Source organism: Streptomyces sp. NPDC091282 (assembly GCF_044757385.1).
In the GTDB taxonomy this organism is placed as follows: Bacteria; Actinomycetota; Actinomycetes; order Streptomycetales; family Streptomycetaceae; genus Streptomyces; species Streptomyces gramineus.
In genome coordinates, this window is record NZ_JBIVUX010000001.1 from 1113187 (window position 1) to 1132894 (window position 19708).

Annotated in this window: 15 protein-coding genes and 2 pseudogenes; all 17 read right to left on the minus strand. The window is 72.1% G+C overall.

Translation table 11 applies throughout. The features are described from left to right. Positions 1-4: 4 nt before the first annotated feature. Positions 5-2299 carry an SDR family oxidoreductase gene (locus tag ACIQOE_RS05030; protein WP_401409693.1) on the minus strand — a complete coding sequence of 765 codons (2295 nt, stop codon included), beginning with the start codon at positions 2297-2299 and terminating at the stop codon, positions 5-7. 3 nt (positions 2300-2302) lie between these two features. Continuing rightward, complete coding sequence (locus tag ACIQOE_RS05035) at positions 2303-3241, minus strand: aromatase/cyclase (RefSeq protein WP_365559866.1); 939 nt, start codon at positions 3239-3241, stop codon at positions 2303-2305. Between the two features lie 29 nt (positions 3242-3270). Continuing rightward, on the minus strand, positions 3271-4056 hold the full coding sequence (fabG, locus tag ACIQOE_RS05040) for a 3-oxoacyl-ACP reductase FabG (RefSeq protein WP_351328198.1): 786 nt from the start codon (positions 4054-4056) through the stop codon (positions 3271-3273). A gap of 110 nt (positions 4057-4166) precedes the next feature. Further along, on the minus strand, positions 4167-4442 hold the full coding sequence (locus ACIQOE_RS05045) for an acyl carrier protein (protein WP_351328196.1): 276 nt from the start codon (positions 4440-4442) through the stop codon (positions 4167-4169). Positions 4443-4677: 235 nt separating this feature from the next. Further along, complete coding sequence (locus tag ACIQOE_RS05050; protein WP_351328195.1) at positions 4678-5886, minus strand: ketosynthase chain-length factor; 1209 nt, start codon at positions 5884-5886, stop codon at positions 4678-4680. Continuing rightward, positions 5883-7157, minus strand: coding sequence for a beta-ketoacyl-[acyl-carrier-protein] synthase family protein (locus ACIQOE_RS05055; RefSeq protein ID WP_351328193.1), 1275 nt, complete (start codon positions 7155-7157; stop codon positions 5883-5885). The genes ACIQOE_RS05050 and ACIQOE_RS05055 overlap by 4 nt, the downstream gene beginning before the upstream one ends. After that, positions 7154-7483 (minus strand): TcmI family type II polyketide cyclase, encoded by a 330-nt coding sequence (locus ACIQOE_RS05060; RefSeq protein WP_351328191.1) that lies wholly within the window; start codon positions 7481-7483, stop codon positions 7154-7156. Before ACIQOE_RS05060 ends, ACIQOE_RS05055 begins: the two co-directional genes overlap by 4 nt. 155 nt (positions 7484-7638) lie before the next feature. After that, entirely contained in the window at positions 7639-9105 is a 1467-nt protein-coding gene (locus tag ACIQOE_RS05065; protein ID WP_351328189.1) for an FAD-dependent monooxygenase, read from the minus strand. Positions 9106-9164: 59 nt separating this feature from the next. After that, positions 9165-10109, minus strand: coding sequence for a hypothetical protein (locus ACIQOE_RS05070; protein WP_365572231.1), 945 nt, complete (start codon positions 10107-10109; stop codon positions 9165-9167). Between the two features lie 29 nt (positions 10110-10138). Continuing rightward, positions 10139-10369 (minus strand): annotated as a pseudogene (locus ACIQOE_RS05075) (acetyl-CoA carboxylase biotin carboxyl carrier protein subunit); the annotation flags it as partial. Between the two features lie 74 nt (positions 10370-10443). Then, positions 10444-11908: pseudogene (locus ACIQOE_RS05080) on the minus strand (acetyl/propionyl/methylcrotonyl-CoA carboxylase subunit alpha); the annotation flags it as partial. A gap of 1 nt (position 11909) precedes the next feature. Next, positions 11910-12485 (minus strand): flavin reductase family protein, encoded by a 576-nt coding sequence (locus ACIQOE_RS05085; RefSeq protein ID WP_351328185.1) that lies wholly within the window; start codon positions 12483-12485, stop codon positions 11910-11912. A gap of 45 nt (positions 12486-12530) precedes the next feature. Next, positions 12531-14246: an FAD-dependent monooxygenase gene (locus ACIQOE_RS05090; protein ID WP_351328183.1), complete on the minus strand. Its 1716-nt coding sequence runs from the start codon at positions 14244-14246 to the stop codon at positions 12531-12533. A 165-nt stretch (positions 14247-14411) separates the two neighbouring features. Beyond that, positions 14412-15332, minus strand: a complete 921-nt coding sequence (locus tag ACIQOE_RS05095) for a MarR family transcriptional regulator (protein ID WP_351328181.1) — start codon at positions 15330-15332, stop codon at positions 14412-14414. 139 nt (positions 15333-15471) lie between these two features. Continuing rightward, positions 15472-16512: a methyltransferase gene (locus ACIQOE_RS05100; protein WP_351328179.1), complete on the minus strand. Its 1041-nt coding sequence runs from the start codon at positions 16510-16512 to the stop codon at positions 15472-15474. 99 nt (positions 16513-16611) lie between these two features. Continuing rightward, on the minus strand, positions 16612-18081 hold the full coding sequence (locus ACIQOE_RS05105) for an MFS transporter (protein ID WP_351328178.1): 1470 nt from the start codon (positions 18079-18081) through the stop codon (positions 16612-16614). 277 nt (positions 18082-18358) lie between these two features. Continuing rightward, complete coding sequence (locus ACIQOE_RS05110) at positions 18359-19690, minus strand: cation:proton antiporter (RefSeq protein WP_365572225.1); 1332 nt, start codon at positions 19688-19690, stop codon at positions 18359-18361. Between the last annotated feature and the right edge of the window lie 18 nt (positions 19691-19708).

Genomic DNA, 19708 nt, shown 5'->3' on the forward strand with positions numbered 1-19708 from the left:
CGGGTCACCCGAGGAGGGTGCCGCCGCTCGCGTCGACGAAGGAGCCGGTGACCCAGCGGGCGTCGTCGGAGACGAGGAAGGCGATGACGTCGGCGACGTCCTGCGGTTCGCCGACCCGGTTGAAGGTGGACAGCGCGGACATGGCCTCGACGGCCTCGGGGATGCCGAACACCGGGTTGCCGTTGCGGGTGATGCCCGGCGCGACGCTGTTCACGGTGATCCCGCGCGGGCCCAGCAGCTTGGCGTAGTGCAGCGCCAGCTGCTCCACCGCGCCCTTGCTCATGGCGTAGGCGATCTCGTCCGGGTTGGCGAACCGGGTCAGGCCCGAGGAGATGTTCACGATCCGGCCGCCGTCGGGCATGTTGGCCAGGGCCCGCTGGATGACGAAGAACGGCGCCTTCGCGTTGACGGCGAAGATCCGGTCGAACTGCTCGGGGGTGGTGTCCTCGGCCTTGACGCCGCCCATCACACCGGCGTTGTTGACCAGGATGTTCAGGTCGGTCTCGCCGGTGCGCTCCTTCAGTCCCGCCTCCACGGCGAGGAACAGCTCGTGGACGTCGCCGGGCGTGCCCAGCTCCGCCTTGACGGCGAACGCCCGGCCGCCGTCCTTCTCGATCCCGGCGACCACCTCGGCGGCGGCCTCCTCGCTGGTGCCGTAGTGCACGGCGACCAGCGCGCCGTCGGCGGCGAGCCGCTCGGCGGTGGCCCGGCCCATGCCCCGGCTGGCGCCGGTGACCAGGGCGGTCTTTCCCGTCAGGTTGGCCATGTTCTTTCTCCTGCCAGTCAGTTGTGGTGTTCGCGGGACGGTGCGCGCGGCGGGCGGGGTGGCCGCCGCGGGTGCGAACCAGCGGCCGAGGGCCGTGCGCAGTCCGTCCGCGGAGCCGCCCGCCCAGGCGACGTAACCGTCGGGGCGTACGAGCACGGCCCCGAAGGAGAGCGGGCCGGTGTCCTGGGGGCGGGCGGTGACCGTGTCGACCGAGGCCGACCAGTCGCCGGCCGCCCCGGTCAGCGACCCGTCCGTGACGAGCAGCAGCCCGCGCGCGGAGTGCAGCAGTTCGGCGGTGGTCGCTCCCGAGTCGAGCCGCAGCTCGGGCAGCCGTGCGCCGACGGGTCCGGGCTCCTCGCCCCGCGGAGCGTCGCCGTACCGCACGTCGAGACCGCTGATCATCCCCGCTAGGTGCGCGCGGACGTTCTCGTACGAGGTGAGTTCGCCGACGACCGAGCGGACCGGGTCCACCTCGGGGCCGCCGAGCAGCAGCCGGGCCTGGGCGCGGATGTTGGACAGGACGCGCCGTCCGACCGCGTGCCGTTCGTCGTGATAGGTGTCCAGCAGTCCCGCCGGGGCCCGGCCGAGGACGGTGGCCGCGAGCTTCCAGCCGAGGTTGACGGCGTCCTGGAGGCCGAGGTTCAGGGCCTGGCCGCCGATCGGCATCTGCTGGTGGGCCGCGTCGCCGGCCAGCAGCACGCGGCCGGCGCGGTAGTGCTCGGCCTGCCGGGACGCGTCGCCGAAGGAGTTGACCCACAGCGGGGTGCCGTGGGCGATGTCCTCGCCGGTGACGTCCCGCCAGGCGGTCACGATGTCGGCGAACTCCGCCTCGCCCGAGCCGCGGGGCGGGGTGCCGAACCGGTGGACCATGACGCGGGTGACGCCGTCGCCGCGGCGGGCGGCGATGGCGAGTCCGTTCGGGAGCCGCTGGAAGCGCCGGTTCTGGATGTCGATGCCGTCGACGTCGGCGCGGATCAGCTCCCGGCCGGCGTCGTCGCCGGGGAAGGCGATGCCCGCGAGGCTGCGTACGGCGGAGTGCTCGCCGTCGCAGCCGACCACGTACCGTGCGGAGAACTCCCGCCGTTCGCGGCCGCGTTCGGCGGTGACGAGCACCCGGTCCCGCTCCTGCCGCAGCGCCACGACCTGGTGGCCGCGCAGCACCCGGGCCCCGAGCCGTTCCGCCCAGGCGCCGAGGAGTTCCTCGGTGCGGGTCTGCGGCACCTTCCACTGGCCGGGGTGGCTGCTGGGCAGGGTGAGGTCGAGCGGGAGGCCGCCGAAGTGGCCGCGCGGCTCCTGGGGCGGCGGCTCGGGGTCGCCGAAGCCGCCGGGTCCGTCGAGCAGGCCGCGCTGGCGCAGCAGTTCCATGGTGCGGGCGTGCAGGGTGGACGCCCGTGACTCCGTGGTCGGGGCGTCCAGGCGTTCCAGTACGGTCACTTCGGCGCCGCCGAGCCGCAGTTCCCCGGCGAGCATCAGCCCGACGGGTCCGGCGCCGACCACCACGACGTGCGTCTCGACAGCGTCGGCACCGGCCATGGGTCAGCGCCTCGCTTCGGCGTACGCCTTGGCGTGGTTCAGGGTGGCGCGGCTGTTGGTGCTGAGCGCGCTCTGCACGTACGCGCGGGCCTCGGCGACCCCGGCGTCCGGGCCGAGGATCTTCTCGATGTTCTCCGGGCGCAGCACGACGGTGTGCTGCGAGGAGGCGAAGGTGCCCTCGTCCGTCTCGCGGAACGTCCAGTAGCCGGTGTGCAGGGTCATCAGGGCCGGCAGGGTGGTCTGCTTGTAGGCGATCTTCCGGCCGTCCAGGCAGACCCGGTAGGACTTGGTGGTGTGCGTCGAGCCGTCCTTGGCGCGGGTGTCCATCTCCAGGGTCTGCAGGCCCGGGGTGTCCTCGGTGAGGCGGACGGTCGCCACGTGAGGCAGCCGCTCGGACCAGCGGTCGGCCTCGTTGACGAAGTCGTAGAGGTCCTTGGCGGAGCCGTCGACCTCGACGGTGTCCTCGAAGGAGAAGGTCAGCTCCTCGGAGGCGGTGGCGAGTTCGACGTTGGTCTTCAGCGCGGCCAGCTCGGAGCGGGAGTTGCGGTCGACGGCCTCGTCGATCCAGGCGAGCCCGGCCGGGTCGTCGCCGACGGCGGTGTAGTCGTGCAGCAGCCTGACCCGGGCGCTGCCGTCGTCGAGCGGCTCGATGATCCAGGTGCCGCCCATGCTCGCGACGGGCGGGGTGGAGACCGTCTGCCGGAAGGTGATCCGCAGACCGTCGGGGTCCAGCACCCGGCGCGACGTCCAGTTCTTGGCCTCGCCGTTGGCGGTGGCCCAGATCCCGATCAGCTCCTGGTCGGCGGAGCGCTCCAGGTGGTCGACGTAGATGGTCGGCGGGAAGATCCGCGGCCAGTGGGCCACGTCGGCGATCAGCCGGTAGACCTCGGCGGCCGGCGCCGAGATCGTGATCTCGTGCTCGACTTCCTTCGGCTCGGACATGCGTGAACTCCTAGAGGGTGCCGGGGTTTTCAGAAGTTGCCGAGGCCGCCGCAGACGTTCAGGGCCTGGGCGGTGATGGAGGCGGCGGTGTCGGAGGCGAGGTAGCCGACGAGTCCGGCGACCTCCTCGGGCGTGGAGTAGCGGCCGAGCGGGATCTTCGCCTGGAACTTGTCGAGGATGGCGTCCTCGGAGGTGGCGTAGGCGGCCGCGTAGCCGGCCCGGACGCGCTGGGCCATGGGCGTCTCGACGTATCCCGGGCAGACCGCGTTGACGGTGATGCCGGTGGGCGCCAGCTCGTTGCCGAGGGCCTTGGTGAAGCCGACCACGCCGTGCTTGGAGGCGGAGTACGGCGCACCGAGGACCACGCCCTGCTTGCCGGCCGTCGAGGCGATGTTGATGATCCGGCCGCGGCTCTTGTCCCGCATGCCACCGGTGGTCAGGACGGCGCGGGTGAGGCGGAAGACGCTGTTCAGGTTGGTCTCGACGACGTCGTACCAGAGTTCGTCGTCGATGTCGGCGGTGACCCCGCCGCCGGACCGGCCGGCGTTGTTGACCAGGACGTCGACGCTGCCGTAGCGGTCGACGGCGGCCTGGACGAAGTTCGCGATGGACAGCGCGGACCGGACGTCGAGGGTGGCGCCGTCGACCTCCAGGCCCTCCGCGCGCAGTTCCTTGACGGTCCGCTCCACGTTCGCGGCGTCGCGGGAGCCGATGAAGACGCGGTGGCCCTGCTGGGCCAGCAGCCGCGCCGAGGCGAGGCCGATCCCGCTGGTGGCCCCGGAGACCAGGGCGACCTTTTGCTGCTGTTCGGACATGTCTGCCGCTCCCTTTCAGGGCGTTCGAGTCGTGCACAGGGCGTGGGGGTGCCGCCGGCGCCCGGAACGATCGGGGGCGGGCGCCGGCGGCAGGAGGGGATGGAGCGTGGTCAGGCGGCGGTGGCGGTGACGTCACCGAGCTGGGTGTTGACGAGGGCGAGCAGCTCGCGGGGGGTCTTCGCCTCGGTCACCACGGAGTCGTCGAGCGTGATGTCGTACTCCCGCTCGATGCGCCCGCAGGTCTCCAGGATGGCGAGCGACTCGTAGCTGAGCTCCTCGAAGTCGGTGTCGAGGATGTCCCCGTCGAGGTCGACGCTCTCGTCGGCACCGGCGGCCTCCAGCAGGATCCGCTTGAGGTCGTCGAGGGTGAAGGACTGGGTGGCCACGGTGATCTTCCTTTCGGTTCTGCGAATCGTTTCCACGAACGGGAACACCCGCCCTTCCGGCCCGGCGTGGGAGAGAGTGGTGGACCGGAAGGACGGGTGTGTCTTTGGGAGGGAGCGGGGGCAGGCGCCCCGCAAGGGGCGCTGGGGGCACCCCCGGCCGAAGGCTGGGGGAGGAACTGCGCGACCAGCCACGGCGGACCCGCGGTCGCGGTATGGCGCGCACCCCCGGGACGGATCAGGCCCGTACGACCATCGCGGAGTTGAAGCCGCCATAGCCACGCGCCAGCACCAGCGCCGTACGCACCTCGGTCAGCCGCGCCTCCCCCACCACCAGGTCGAGGTCGTATCCCGCCTCCGGCGAGACGTGCACCGTCGCGGGCACGACCCCGTCCCTGATGGCGAGGAGCGCGGTGGCCACGTCCAGCGGCGCCGCACCCGAGTACAGCCGCCCGGTCATCGTCTTCGGCGCCGTCACCGGCACCCCGTGCGGGCCGAAGACGTCGCTCAGCGCGTCCGCCTCCACCCGGTCAAGCTCCGGCACGGCCGCCGCGTCGGCGAAGACGACGTCCACGTCGGCCGCGTCCACGCCCGCGTCGGCGAGGGCCAGTTCGACGGCCTTGCGCAGCCCCGGCGGCCGCTCGCTGCCCGGCGCCGGGTCGAACGTGGCGCCGTACCCGGCGATCTCCCCGTACACCCGCGCGCCGCGCCGTACGGCCGTCTCCTCGGCCTCCAGGATCAGGATCGCCCCGCCCTCGCCGGCCACGTGCCCGGCCGCGGCCGGGTCGAACGGCAGGTAGGAGCGCTCGGGCTCCTCCGACGTGGACAGCCGGTCGCTGGCCAGCTGCGCCACCCACCCCCACGGGCAGATGGACGCGTCGATCGCCCCGGAGACGATGAGCTGCGTCCCCTTGCGGATCTGCCGGCGGGCGTGGGCCAGTGCCTCCAGGCCGCCCGCCTGGTCCGAGACGACGACCCCGCTGGGCCCCTTCATCCCGTTGCGGATGGAGATCTGGCCGCTGTTGACGGCGTAGAACCAGGCGAACGACTGGTATGCCGAGACGAACTGACTGCCCTGGCTCCACAGCTTCTGCAGCTCGCCCTGGCCGAACTCGAAGCCGCCGGAGGAGCTGGCGGTGACCACGCCCATGTCGTACGCGGGCAGGTCGGCCGGGGTGACGTCGGCGTCGGCCAGCGCCCAGTCCGTCGCGACGAGCGCGAGGCGGGTCATGTGGTCGGTCTGGGCGAGCAGCCGGCTCGGCAGGTGCTCCCCGGCGTTGAACCCGGGGACCTCTCCGGCCAGTTTCGCCGGGTAGCCGGACGGGTCGAAGCGGGTGATCCGGGCGATGCCGCTCTTGCCGGCGCGGGCCGCGGCCCAGTAGTCGGCGGTGCCGAGTCCGTTGGGCGCGGCGATGCCGAGCCCGGTGACAACCGTGCGCGTGCTCATGCTGCCGTGTTCCTCTCCGGTCGGGCGAGCACCATCGCGCTCTGGAAGCCGCCGAACCCGCTGCCCACGGTGAGGACCGCGTCGGTGCGGTGCTCGCGGGCGGTGAGCGGGACGTAGTCCAGGTCGCACTCGGGGTCGGGGGTGTGCAGGTTCGCCGTCGGGGGCACCACGTGGTGCTCCATGGCGAGCACGGACGCGGCGATCTCGATGGAGCCGATCGCGCCGAGCGAGTGGCCGACCATCGACTTGATGGAGGACACCGGGGTCCGGTAGGCGTGGTCGCCGAGGCTCTTCTTGAACGCGGCGGTCTCGTGCCGGTCGTTCTGCTTGGTGCCGGAGCCGTGCGCGTTGATGTAGTCGATGGCCTCGGGGTTCAGGCGCGCCTCGTCCAGGGCGACCGAGATCGCCTCGGCCATCTCGGCGCCGTCCGGCCGCAGTCCGGTCATGTGGAAGGCGTTGCAGCGCGAGGCGTACCCGGCGATCTCGGCGTAGATGTGCGCGCCCCGGCTGCGGGCCGCCTCCAGCTCCTCCAGGACGAAGACGGCCGATCCCTCGCCGAGGACGAACCCGTTGCGGGTGCCGTCGAAGGGACGCGAGGCGTGCTCGGGGTCGTCGTTGCGCGGGGTGGTGGCCTTGATGGCGTCGAAGCAGGCCAGGGTGATCGGGGAGATCGGGGCGTCGGTGGCGCCGGCGATCACCGCGCAGGCGGAGCCCTCCCGGATCAGCTCGACGGCGTGCCCGACGGAGTCGAGACCCGAGGTGCAGCCGGTGGAGACGACGGCGGCCGGGCCCTCGGCGCCCACCGCCCAGGCCACCTCGGCGGCGAAGGAGCTGGGCACCAGGTAGTTGTAGAGGTGCGGGACGGCGTAGGTGTGGTCGACCAGGTCGAGCCGGCCGCCGTCGCTGACCACCCGGTACTCCTGGTCCAGGCCCATGGTGGCGCCGACCGCGCTGCCGATGGTGACCCCGACCCGGTGCGGGTCGGCGCCGGACAGGTCGAGTCCGCTGTCGGCGAGGGCCTCGCGGGCGCTGACGACGGCCAGTTGCGCCGCGCGGTCCATGCGCCGTATCTCCTGCGGGCTCAGCCCGTGCTCCTCCGGGTCGAAGTCGACCTCGGCGGCGACCCGGGACCGGAAGGACGACGGGTCGAAGAAGGTGATGCCGCGGGTCGCGGTGCGGCCCTCGCTGAGCAGGTTCCAGAAGTTCTTGGTGCCGACACCGCCGGGGGCGATGACCCCGACCCCGGTGATGACCACTCGCCTGGCGTTCACGCCCGGCCCTCCCAGTCGTAGAAGCGCGTGGCGACCGCGTCGGCGGGAGACCGCCAGGTGGCCGGGTCGTACGCCTGGATGAACGGCTTCAGGTCCTCGCTGATCTGCACGAACCGCGGGTCGGTCTTGGCCGACTCGATCAGCTCGCCGCCGTTGTCGGTGTCGAAGTGCTGAAGGTGGAAGTACAGCCCGCGGTAGGCGAACAGCTCACGGCGCCGGGTGCCCATCAGGTGCGGCATCTCGGTCTCGTCGAACTCCTTGAACAACCGGGCCACCTCCTGGCTGTGAGCCGGCTCCATCCGGGCGACGATCAGGGTGCTGTGCATGGGGATTCTCCTCAAAGGGGGCTACTTGTCATCGCCCCGCAAGGGGCAGCGGCCGAAGGGGCGCTGGGGGTCCCCCCGGCCGAAGGCTGGGGGAGGAACTGCGCGACCAGCCACGACGGCGGGGCAGTCGCACGACGACGAACCGCGGCACGGCCTCACCGCGCCGGCCCGAACCACCGCTCCAGCGCCATCGGCAGATCCGCGTGGCTGCCCGGCGCCACCCAGGCCACGTATCCGTCGGGCCGGACCAGCACCGCCGTGGTGTCCGCGAGCGGGCTGCCGGCCGGCAGGTCCGCGGTCGCCGTCACCACGTCCACCCGGTCCCGCCACGCCCAGGCCCGCTCCCGCAGCCGCGGGTTGCCGGCGAGGTCGAGCAGCACACCGCGTCCGGCGCGCAGCGCCTCCGTGCTGGAGGCCAGCCGGGAGTGGCCGGTCAGCGGCACGTTCGGCAGCCGCCGGCCGAGCAGCGCGCCCGTGCCGCCGTCGAGGTCGTAGTGGATCTCCAGGCCGGAGACCATCGCGGCCAGGTGCTTGCTGACCTCGGGGTAGCGGATCAGTTCGTTCAGCACGTCGCGCAGCGGCTGCACCTCGGGGCCGGACAGGAACAGCAGGCCCTGGGCGCGGGTGTTCATCATCAGCCGCTCGCCGACCGGGTGCCGTTCGTCGTGGTAGGTGTCGAGCAGTGCCTCGGGGGCCCGGCCGCCGACCACCGCGCCGAGCTTCCAGCCCAGGTTCACGGCGTCCTGGATGCTCGTGTTCATGCCCTGGCCGCCGGCCGGCAGGTGGATGTGGGCGGAGTCGCCGGCGAGCAGGATCCGGCCGCGCCGGTACTCGGTGACCAGGCGGGTGCCGTCACCGAAGGAGGAGACCCACACGGCTTCGGCGTGCGAGATGTCGTCGCCGGTCAGCCGCTGCCAGGCGGCCGCGGCCTCGGCCCAGGTGGGCGGCTTGTCCCGGCGCTGCGGCGGGGTGCCGCGCTCGCAGATGATCAGGCGGGTGATGCCGCCGGGCAGCGGGCCGACCATGACCATGCCGCCGGGCAGGGTCTCGCCGATCATCCGGGGCTCCAGCTCGATGCCCTTGACGTCGGCGAGGTACATCTCCAGCGTCGAGGGGGTGCCGGGGAAGTCGAAGCCGGCGGCCTTGCGGATGGTGGAGCGGCCGCCGTCGCAGCCCACCAGGTACTCGGCGCGCAGCCGGTGCACGCCCTCGGGGCCGCGCACCTCGACCTCGACGCTGTCCTCCTTCTCCTTGACGGACAGCACCTCGTGCCGGCGGCGGATGTCGGCGCCGAGCCGGCCGGCCCACTCCTCCAGGACGGTCTCGGTGACCGACTGAGGGATCGTTTTGGCGGCCTGGTGGGCGCCGTCCAGGACACCGAAGTCGACCGGCAGGCCGCCGAAGTGGCCCACGTTGCTGACCTCGATGTCCCCGAAGCGGGGCAGCAGGCCGCGCTGGTCGAAGACCTCCATGGTGCGGGCGGTGAAGCCGAGGCCGCGCGACTCTCCGGTGCGCGCGGGCAGCTTCTCCAGAACGATGACGTCGGCGCCCGCGAGCCGTAGCTCGCCCGCGAGCATCATGCCGGCCGGACCGGCGCCCACGACGATGACTTGTGCGTCCATGACACTCCTCGGGAACGGTTCCGTACGGTCCGGTCTGCGGGACCGTCGAAGACGATCTGTCAGCGGTACAGGCGCCCGATGGCCCGGTTGGCGGCCTGGGCGGCCGCCGCGTGCCGCGGATCGGGCGCATACGCCTCGTGCCGTACGGCCACTTCGGCGAGCTTGATGGCGTGCTCGTCGCCGATCTGCGCGGCCTCGGCGAACAGGGCGGCCGGGTCGGGGGCGTCGGGCAGCGGGGCGGCGGGCCGGGGCACGGCGTGGAACCAGTCGAGCATCGTGCGGCTGACGGCCCGCGCGACCCGGTACGAGGGCAGGCGCTGCTCCTGCGGCAGGTGCTCCACCACCAGGCGTACGGCGGCGGGCCCGGTGACCGAGTGGATCAGCGGGACCGGGTGCCGGTGCGGGAGGGTGGCGTAGATCCCGGAGAACTCGGCGACGAGTCCGTCCAGGGCCGCCGCCGCGTCGAGGTCCGGGTCCTCGCCCGGATCCGCCGTGGCGACGACCCCGCCCTCGGAGTAGCGGGCCGCCCAGTAGCCCAGGCCCTGGGCCAGTTCGGTCAGTTGCCTGCGGTGGCCGGGGCCGGCCGTCGCCACGGCGCGCACCGCGTGCGCGGTGCGGATCACCCCGTGGGTGAGCATCCCGGACATGCCGGGCAGCAGCCGGGGCCACCAGCGGGCCAGCACCTCGGTCCACGGGGCCTCGGCCAGTTCCCGTTCGAACAGGGCGGTCCAGTCGGCGACCCGGCCGAACTCGCCGAGCGCGTGGCGCCACTCGGCCTCGTCGGCCGGGTCGATGGCGAACCGCCGCTCGGGCACGTCGTGGAAGGAGTGGCTGCGCAGGTGCCCCTCCACCCAGCCGGGCACCTCGTCGGCGTAGCCCATGTGCGCCAGTGCCTCGGCGGCCATCGGGGCGTGGTTGACGAAGCTGCGCCCGTGCTCGTATCCCACGGAACGCAGCCGGTCCAGCGCTTCGTCCATGGCGTCGGTGTAGGTGAGGTGTGCCACGTCGACCGGTCCTCGATCCGTCGGCTGGTTCAGTCCTTGATGGCGCACACGGTCGCGCCGGCGGCGAGGGCCTGCCCCACCTCGGCGGCGATCCCGGTCACGGTGCCGGAGCGGTGCGCGGTGAGCGGCTGCTCCATCTTCATGGCCTCGACGACCACGATCAGGTCGCCCTTCTCGACGCTCTGCCCTTCGGTGACGGCGACCTTGACGACGGTGCCCTGCATCGGCGAGGTGAGCGTGTCGCCGGACGCGGCCGGCGCGGGGCCGGACGTGCCGCGGCGGCGGGTCCGCGGCGCGGCCGCCCCCACCAGGCTCGGCATCCGGTCCGGGACCCGGCCGAGGACCGCGGGCAGCGAGACCTCCAGGCGGTGTCCGCCGACCTCGACGACCACGGTCTCGCGCTCGTCCGGTGCCGCAGCGGTGCCGGGGGCGGGCGGGGTGAAGGGTTCGATGCCGTTGGCGAACTCGGTCTCGATCCACCGGGTGTGGACGGTGAACGGGCCGCTCCGCGGGGCGAACGCCGGGTCCCGGACGACGGCCCGGTGGAACGGGATGGCGGTGGCCATGCCCTCGACCTGGAACTCGTCCAGGGCGCGGGCGGCCCGCTCCAGGGCCTCCTCGCGGGTGCGGCCGGTGACGATCAGCTTGGCCAGCAGCGAGTCCCAGGCCGGGCCGATCACGCTGCCCGCCTCCACGCCCGCGTCCAGCCGGACGCCCGGACCCGACGGCGCGTCGAAGCGGGTGACCGTGCCGGGAGCGGGCAGGAAGCCCCGGCCCGGGTCCTCGCCGTTGATGCGGAACTCGAAGGAGTGGCCGCGCAGTTCGGGATCGTCGTAGCCGAGTTCCTCGCCGTCGGCGATCCGGAACATCTCGCGGACCAGGTCGATGCCGGCGACCTCCTCGGACACCGGGTGCTCGACCTGGAGCCGGGTGTTGACCTCCAGGAAGGAGACCGTGCCGTCCTGGCCGACCAGGAACTCGCAGGTTCCCGCGCCGACATAGCCGGCCTCCCGCAGGATCGCCTTGGAGGCGCGGTACAGCTCGGCGGTCTGCTCCGCCGTCAGGAACGGCGCCGGCGCCTCCTCCACCAACTTCTGGTGCCGACGCTGCAGCGAACAGTCACGCGTGGATACGACGACCACGTTGCCGTGCCGGTCGGCGAGGCACTGCGTCTCCACATGCCGCGGCCGGTCCAGGTAGCGCTCCACGAAACATTCGCCGCGCCCGAAGGCGGCCACCGCCTCCCGCACCGCCGACTCATAGAGCTCCGGCACCTCCTCCAGCGTCCGGGCGACCTTCAGCCCGCGCCCGCCGCCGCCGAAGGCGGCCTTGATGGCGATCGGCAGGCCGTGTTCCGCCGCGAAGGCCACGACCTCGTCGGCGCCGGAGACCGGGTCCGGGGTGCCGGCGACCAGCGGCGCACCGGCCCGCTGGGCGATGTGCCGGGCGGCGACCTTGTCGCCGAGGTCGCGGATGGCCTGCGGTGGCGGGCCGATCCAGGTCAGGCCCGCGTCCAGCACGGCCTGGGCGAACTCCGCGTTCTCGGAGAGGAAGCCGTAGCCCGGGTGGACGGCGTCCGCGCCGGTCTCCCGGGCGGCCCGCAGGACCTTGTCGATGTCCAGGTAACTGGTGGCCGGAGTGTCACCGCCCAGGGCGTAGGCCGCGTCGGCGACCCGGACGTGCAGGGCGTCCCGGTCGGGGTCCGCGTAGACGGCGACGCTGGCGATCCCGGCGTCCCGGCAGGCCCGGGCGACACGCACGGCTATCTCGCCACGGTTGGCGATGAGCACCCGGCGCATGTCAGGACGCCTGTTCGGTGTGGTGGAAGCGGTCCGTGCCGGACTGCAGCGGGCCGAGCGAGCCGTCGAAGAAGACCAGCGGCTCCAGGCCGTGCTCGGGCACGCCGAGGTCGACCACCTCGCCGATGACGATCTCGTGGTCGCCGGCCGTGTGGATGTCGACCGTGGTGCAGGTCAGGTAGGCGAGGGCCTCGCTGAGCACGGGCAGCCCGTCCTCGGTGAAGTGGTGCGGGATGCCCTCGAAGGCGGTGGCCCGGCGCCCGGCGAAGTGCCGGGCCAGCGGCTGCTGGCGGCCGGACAGGAAGTTGACGGTGAACCCGCCGCTCTGCTCCAGCAGCGTGTGCAGCCGGGAGTTGCGGTGCAGACAGAACAGCACCAGCGGGGGTTCCAGCGAGACGGAGGTGAAGGAGTTGACGGTGGTACCGTCCGCGTCGCCGTCCGGGCCGGTGGTGATGACCGTGACACCGGTCGTGAACAGACCGCAGACGCGGCGCAGACTCAGTGGCTCGATGTTCCGGGTCTGCTCGGCGGTCCGGGTCTCCTGGGCGCGGGTCAGTGACCGCGCTGCTGCGGACATGCGCATCCCTTTCTGGGGGGTGTGTCGAGGGGGTTGCCGCGCGGGTCAGAGAAGCTTGCGGACCTTCGCCCCGGCCTTGACGATGCCGAGCAGGAACTCGCGGCCGACGCTGTTCATCTCGGGCGGGGCCTGGACCGAGGCCCAGTACAGGAAGCGGGCCATCGTCCCGACCGACGGGTAGATGAAGCGCTGCTGCTCGTCCTTCCAGCCGAAGACCGGGTTGACGACCGGCGACTCCTTGAGCAGCCCGAAGACGATGTCGGCGGCCTCGTCGCCGGTGAGCGCGCCGGCCTCGTACTTCTCGCAGGTCTCGGCGGTGGCCTCCAGGATCTTCTTGAAGGAGTCGCTCTGCGGCCACCACAGGCCCGGGTAGGGCACGTTCTCCAGCTCGTCGAAGTGCCGGACGTCGTGGTCCTTGAAGTGCTTGAGGCGGGCCCGGGTCAGCCGCATGGTGCCGGGGGTGATGAAGGAGCCCCAGACCCGGAACACCGCGTTCCACAGCCGGAAGTGGGAGAAGGCGATGAAGGAGCTGTTGACCAGGTCGTCGTTGTACTGGAGCAGGCCCTGCTCGACCCGCTCGACGTACTCGAAGCGCTCGGCGGAGAAGTCGCCGTCCCTGAGGGCGGGGATCAGCCGGGAGGTGAGGGCGTCGACGACCTCCAGGGTGTTGGACAGGCCGCGGGAGAACAGCGGGTCCAGGAAGCCGGCCGCGTGGGACATCAGGCACCAGCGGTCGCCGATGGTCTGCTTCGAGGAGTACTGGAGGCGGTCGGTGGAGATCCACTCGCGGACCCGGGTGGCGCCGTCGAACTGGCGCTTGACCGCCGGGTACTTGTCGAGGAAGAGCTGGAACTCCTGCTCCGGGGTGATGTCCTTGGGCTTGGGGTAGGTGCGCTCGTCCATGGTCAGGCCGATGCTGCACAGCGGGTTGCGGGACTCGGGGTGGTTGTCGAACGGGATGATCCAGAACCAGCCGCGTTCGATGAGGTGGTGCATGGTGCCGGTGTGCCAGTCGGCCGGCGGGCGCAGGTCCTGCGGGTGGCCGCTGACGTCGTCGAACCGCTTGATGCCGACGTAGTGCGTGAACATCGAGCGGGAGTGGTGCTTGAAGCGGGCGGTGGGCTTGTCGCGCAGGTCGAACTTGTCGGCCAGCGGCGAGCGGAAACCGGAGGCGTCCACCAGGTACTTGGCGCGGTACTGCTCGGACGCGGCGCCCGGTGCGGCGCTCTTTCCGGTGACGGTGACGCCGTCCTCGTCGAAATCGACTTCGTTGGCGCGCCAGTTCTGCCGGGGGGTGCAGCCGTATTTGATCGCGACGTGGAACATGAATGCGTCGCTGTCCTGCCGGAACATGTGACTGTTCTGGTGGAATATCTTCGGCAGGGCGAGCTGGGTGGCGGCGCGCGGGTCGGGTTCCTTTCCGACCTCGTGCTTCATGAAGCCGAAATGCGCCTTGGTGCCGAAGGTCGGCCCGATGTCACGGGTGGAGGCCTGGACACTGGACAGGCTTTTCAGTTCGGGGATGTCGTGGCGCTCGGAGAGGATGTGGATCCATTCCACGAGCTGCGGGGTCATGGACTCGCCGATCGCGAAGCGCGGGTGGGCCGCCGCGTCGACCAGCAGCACCTTGGCGCCGTGCTTGGCGAGGATGGTGCCGGTGACGGAGCCGGCGAGGCCCGAGCCGAGGATGATGACGTCGTAGGTCATGTCCTCGGGTATGCGCGCCGGTTCGGGCGAGCCGTCGGTCTTCTGCGCGACCATGAGCTGTCTCCTTCGTCGAAGGCGTCGAGGGTCGGAAATCCGCGTGAACGTCCGTGTCGAATCCGTGGAAAAGTCCGCATGAAAAAAGGCCCCTCGTGGATACGAGGAGCCTGGAAAGGCGTGCGTCTACCGCCGAATCAAGCGTGACAGCCTTTGGCCAGAGAATCAACCCCTGGCGGAAACAGATGACTTGGTATTGCCGGCGAACGCCGGTCCGGAATGCGTGGGGGCCAGCAGTTTCACCAGCAGGGCCCGCAGTTCCTCGTCGCCGTCCGGTCCGAGCCGGTCGGAGATGTCGGTGGCGAGTTCGGCGACGGCGTCCGCGATGAGGGCGAGCTTCTCCCGGCCCGTCGCGGTCACTTCGAGCGCGTAGCGGCGCCGGTCGTGCGGGTCGCGGCCGCGCTGGACCAGGCCCAGCTTGACCAGTTCGTCCACCAGCTGGGAGGCGGCCGGCCCGGTGATGGCGAGCAGTTCGGCGAGCCGCTGCTGGGAGATGGGGCCGAAGACGTCGAGGGCGGACAGCGGGCCGTAGTGGCGCACCCGCAGCCCGGTGCCGGCCAGCTTGTCGTCGCCGTGCTTGCGCAGCCGGTGGTGGGCCTGGGCGACCAGGTACTCGGTGCCCTGCACCAGGGGCTGCGCCGACTCGGGCAGCAGCCGGGCCAGCAGTTCGTCGAGCCGGGCGGTCTCCTCGTCGGTCAGGACGGCGGTGAGCCGGGCGTCCCGGGCGGCGACCGTGCGGCGACTGGCCTCGACGGCCTCACGCCCCCGGTCGGTCAGGGACAGCACGTACTGGCGGCGGTTGTCGGGGTTGCGGGTGCGCCGGACCTCGCCGCGGGCCTCCAGCCGGTCGATGACCGAGACCATGATGGTGCGGTTGATGCCGAGCCGCTCCGCCAGGTCGAGCTGGGACTCCCAGTCGCGGCCGGTGAGCGCGTCGAGGACCAGGAAGTCACGGGAGTCGCTGTCGCCGCCGTCGCCGGTGGACGAGAACTGCGCGTAGACCCGGCGCAGGAGATAGCTGATGAAGTCCGTGAGCGACTCCGGGAGGGCTCCGGGAACCTCCGCGGTCTCCTCGGTCCGGGTCACCGGACCGTGCGCACCACCTGAATCGCCCGAACTCCGCACGACAGCACCTCCTTCGCAAGTATATGCACCGGCCCGCACACCGTTCGGCCCGCTGCACCGCCCCGGGAGCACGCCCGGAGCGGGCAGCGGCCCCGATGGGTCACTGTGATCGATCGTCGCGCACCAGTTCGATCAAGGTGCGGACGGCGGCGGCCTGGCCGCCGGCCCGGTACACCCCCGCCACCGCGAGACCTGCCTGCGCGGCGAGCCGCACCAGCTCGTCCCGGGAGCGTTCGGCGCCCCCGAAGTAGGCCATCATCCGCAGGTCCATGCCGGTCTCGGTGCCTTCGCCGGTCTCCTCGACGACGATGACCCGCCCGTCGTCGGCGACGGCGTCGGCACAGCGCCGCAGGATCTGCACGGCCTCCTTGTCGGTCCAGTTGTGCAGGACGGAGGAGAGCACGTAGGCGCCGCCGCCCGCGGGCAGCTCGTCGAAGAAGCTGCCGGGCACGACGCCGGCGCGGCCGGCCAGCCCCGCGGCGCGGAAGTGCGCCTCGGCGCGGGCCACCGTCCCGGGCAGGTCGACGACCGTGCCGCGCAGCGCCGGGTGGGCGTGGAGCAGACCGGCGAGCAGTGCCCCGTTGCCGCCGCCGAGGTCGTAGACGTGGCCGCGTGCGGACCAGTCGTAGGCGGCGGCGATCGAGGGGAGGTCGCGGGAGAGGTTGTCGGCCATCATCCGGTCGAAGGACTCGGCGAGCGCGCGGTCGGTGTCCAGGTCGTCCCAGAAGCCGATCCCGTGGCGCACCGGGTAGGCGGGGCCGCCGGTGCGGACGGTGTGGAGCAGGTCCACCAGGCTGAGGTCGCCGCGGCCGAACGCGCCCCCGGCGTCGAGCAGCAGGGCCTGGGCGTCGGGGTGGTCCGAGCGCAGCTGCTCGCCCAGCCCGGTCAGTCCGTAGGCCGCGCCGTCCTCGGCCCGGGTGAGGACGCCGGCGGTGACGAGGTGGCGCAGCACCCGGTCGAGGGATTCGGCGTGCAGCTGCTCGGCCCGGGCGATGCCGGACGCGGTGGCCGTTCCGGCGGCGATGTGGTCGGCGACCCGGTAGGTGGCGGCCACTCGCACGGCCATCGGGGTGACGAGGTCGGCCAGCTCCCACAGGGCGAGGGAGCGCCGCTGTCCTCGGGGTTCGCTCCGGTCGGTCATGTCGGCCTCCTGGCGTGCGTGGGGGGTAGGACAGGGGGGTCGGACAGGGGGTGCCGGCGGCCCCGCCCGAGTGGACAGGGCGGGGCCGCCGGGGCCGGATCACAGGGTGGCGGGGGCTGCCTCGCCCTCCTGGTGGTGCTGCGGGGCGGTGGCCGGGAGCGTGGTCAGGGCCACGATCAGGGCCACCAGGTACAGCGCGCCGCCGAGCAGGAACCCGTAGGAGTAGCCGGTGGTCAGGGCGTGCGGCATGTTGCCGGGCAGCTCGTGGTCGGTGATGGCGGTGGCCGCCGCCGCGAGGCCGGCGAGGCCGATGGCGCCACCGATCTGCTGGGCGGTGTTGACCAGGCCGGAGGCCGCGCCGGTGGCCTGCGGCTCGACACCGCGGACGCTGACGATGGTGACGGCCACGAAGACCGATCCGAGGCCGAGACCGGCGACCAGCTGGGCGGGCAGCAGGACCGCCCACGGGTTCTGGCCGGGCTTGATGAAGCTGAACCAGACCATGCCCAGGATGCCGATCAGCAGGCCGATGGCGACGACCTTGCGCTCGGACATCCTGGCGAGCAGCTGCGGGCCGATGCCGCCGGCCGCGATGCCCATGCCGAGCGCGAAGGGCAGGTAGGCGACACCGGTGATCATGGGGGCGTAGCCCTTGACGACCTGCATGTAGAGGGTCAGGAAGTAGAAGGTGGCGAGCATGCCCGCGCCGACCAGCAGCATGATCAGGTTGGCGCCGACGCGGCTGCGGTCGGCCAGCACACCGCGCGGGATCATCGGCGTGGAGCTGCTGCGCTGGATCAGGACGAAGGCGAGGAGCAGGACGAGCGCGGCGCCGAGGCCGATCACGGTGACGCTGTCGAAGCCCTTGTCGCCGGCGCGGTTGATGGCGTAGACGAGCGAGCCGAAGCCCAGGGTGGCGGTGAGGGCGCCGAGGAAGTCGACCTTGCCGCGCTCACGGCCGCCCTCGACGAGGACGCCGGTGCCGATCAGGACGGCGAGCGCGATCGGGATGTTCACGAACATCACCCAGCGCCAGCTGAGGTACTCGGTGAGCGCGCCGCCGAGCAGCAGGCCGACGACCGAGCCGAGTCCGCCCATCGCGCCGTACACGCCGAGCGCCTTGTTGCGGGCGGGGCCCGCCGGGAAGGTGGTGGCCAGCAGGGACAGGGCGGTGGGTGCCGCGATGGCGGCTCCGGCGCCCTGGATGACACGGGCGATGATCAGCAGTTCGCCGCTCTGCGCCAGGCCGCCGAGCAGCGAGGCGCCGGTGAACAGGACCAGGCCGATGCGGAAGACCCGGCGGCGGCCGAAGAGGTCGCCGGCGCGTCCGCCGGCCAGCAGCAGCCCGCCGAAGGCGAGGGCGTAGGCGGTGACGATCCAGCCGAGGCTGGACTCGCTCAGGCCCAGGGCGCTCTGCATGCTCGGCAGGGCGACGGTGACGATCGTGTTGTCGAGGACGAGCATGAGCTGGGCTGCGGCGATGACCAGCAGTGCGAGGCCGAGTTTGCCGTCCTGCTGCGGCGGAGCCGCGGCCTTGGGGACGGCCTGAGTGCGGTCTTGCAGCGACATGAGATGTCTCCGTGTCTTCTCGGGACTTTGGGGGGGTGGACTGGCCGTACGCCGAGCGGCGGCCGGCCCTCGGGTTCCGCGGCTGGTGGAGCCGGCCGCGCTGTCCCGGTCGCCGGGAGTCCCGCGGGTCTGGCTCGTCTCTGCTTCGGTTTCGCACAGCGATCGTATCGTCAACGTGCTTATCTATCAACCAGGCAACCAACAGTTTTCCAACCATCAGGGCCTGAACTATGCGCCCTGGGGGCGCCACGGACAGGACCGGTACCGAGCCCGCAGGTCAACGGCCTGCGGTCGCTCCGAGGGCCGGTTCGTCCTGGCCGATTCCGTTCGCTTCCTGGTCCTGGTCCTGGTCCTGCGCGCGCTCCTGCTCCTCGTCGATCCCCTTGCGGAACCGGGTCAGCGCGGGCGTGGTCATGGCCGTGGTGAGCAGCGCCATCAGCACCAGGACGGTGAACAGCCCGGGGCCGATCACCCCGAGGCCGAGGCCGATGTTCAGCACGATCAGCTCGGTCAGGCCCCGGCAGTTCATGAGCGCGCCGAGGGACAGGGAGTCCCGCCAGCCGCGGCCGGACAGCCGGGCGGCGAGCGCGCCGCCGCCGAATTTGCCGACCACCGCGACCACGAGCACCGCGGCCGTCCACAGCCACTGGGCCACGCCGCCGCCGAGCAGTCCGACGTCGGTCTTCAGCCCGGTGCTGACGAAGAACAGCGGCAGCAGCACCGGCACCGCGAAGGCCCGCATCCGGGCCGCGGTCGCCTCGACCCGCCGGCTGCCGCGCGGGGTCACGACCCCGAACAGGAAGGCCCCGAACAGCGCGTGCACGCCGATCCGGTCGGTGGCGTAGGCGGCCACGCTCAGCCCGCTGAACAGCACGACCAGCACGACGCCGTCGGAGTGGCGGCGCTCGGCCCGCGCGGCCCACCGGGCCAGCAGCGGCCGTACGACGAAGAACATGACGGCCGCGAACGCGACGGCGTATCCCGCCGTGGTCAGCGCGTCCATCGGCGAGTTGCTCTTGGTCACCGCCACCACGACGGCCAGCAGGCACCAGGCGCTGACGTCGTCCACCGCGGCGGCGGCCATGGCGAGCGCGCCGACCTTCGTGCGGTACAGCCCGCGGTCGGTGAGGATGCGGGCCAGCACCGGGAACGCCGTGATGCTCATGGACACGGCGATGAAGAGCACGAACGGCAGCTTCTTCGTGCCCTCCGGCGCGAAGTCGCCGTACATGCCGAGCGCCAGCAGCGTGCCCAGCACCAGCGGCAGCGCGATCCCGGCCTGGGAGACGGCGACGGCGGTTCTGCTGTTGCCGCGCAGCGACGTGAGGTCGAGTTCGAGGCCGACGAGGAACATGAACACGAGCAGCCCGATGTTGCCGAGCACGCCGATGTAGGGCAGCGCCGCCGCCGGGAACAGCCAGGTCTGCGCCGCGGGCCAGAGCCAGCCCAGCAGCGAGGGGCCGAGCAGGATGCCGACGAGTATCTCGCCGACCACGGGCGGCTGTCCGAGCCGTTTGAGGATCTGGGCACCGGCCCGGCACGCGATGATCACGACCGGCACGGCGACGAGGAGCGGGGTGAGGGGATCAGGGGCGGCGGCAGCAGCCATCGCGTTCTCCTGGTGAAG

Coding starts and splice junctions, on each gene's coding strand:
- ACIQOE_RS05090 (WP_351328183.1), bottom strand. CDS start 14,246: ATGGTCGCGCAGAAGACCGACGGCTCGCCCGAACCGGCGCGCATACCC.
- ACIQOE_RS05105 (WP_351328178.1), bottom strand. CDS start 18,081: ATGTCGCTGCAAGACCGCACTCAGGCCGTCCCCAAGGCCGCGGCTCCG.
- ACIQOE_RS05085 (WP_351328185.1), bottom strand. CDS start 12,485: ATGTCCGCAGCAGCGCGGTCACTGACCCGCGCCCAGGAGACCCGGACC.
- ACIQOE_RS05050 (WP_351328195.1), bottom strand. CDS start 5,886: ATGAGCACGCGCACGGTTGTCACCGGGCTCGGCATCGCCGCGCCCAAC.
- ACIQOE_RS05100 (WP_351328179.1), bottom strand. CDS start 16,512: ATGACCGACCGGAGCGAACCCCGAGGACAGCGGCGCTCCCTCGCCCTG.
- ACIQOE_RS05030 (WP_401409693.1), bottom strand. CDS start 2,299: ATGGCCGGTGCCGACGCTGTCGAGACGCACGTCGTGGTGGTCGGCGCC.
- ACIQOE_RS05065 (WP_351328189.1), bottom strand. CDS start 9,105: ATGGACGCACAAGTCATCGTCGTGGGCGCCGGTCCGGCCGGCATGATG.
- ACIQOE_RS05035 (WP_365559866.1), bottom strand. CDS start 3,241: ATGTCCGAGCCGAAGGAAGTCGAGCACGAGATCACGATCTCGGCGCCG.
- ACIQOE_RS05060 (WP_351328191.1), bottom strand. CDS start 7,483: ATGCACAGCACCCTGATCGTCGCCCGGATGGAGCCGGCTCACAGCCAG.
- fabG (WP_351328198.1), bottom strand. CDS start 4,056: ATGTCCGAACAGCAGCAAAAGGTCGCCCTGGTCTCCGGGGCCACCAGC.
- ACIQOE_RS05110 (WP_365572225.1), bottom strand. CDS start 19,690: ATGGCTGCTGCCGCCGCCCCTGATCCCCTCACCCCGCTCCTCGTCGCC.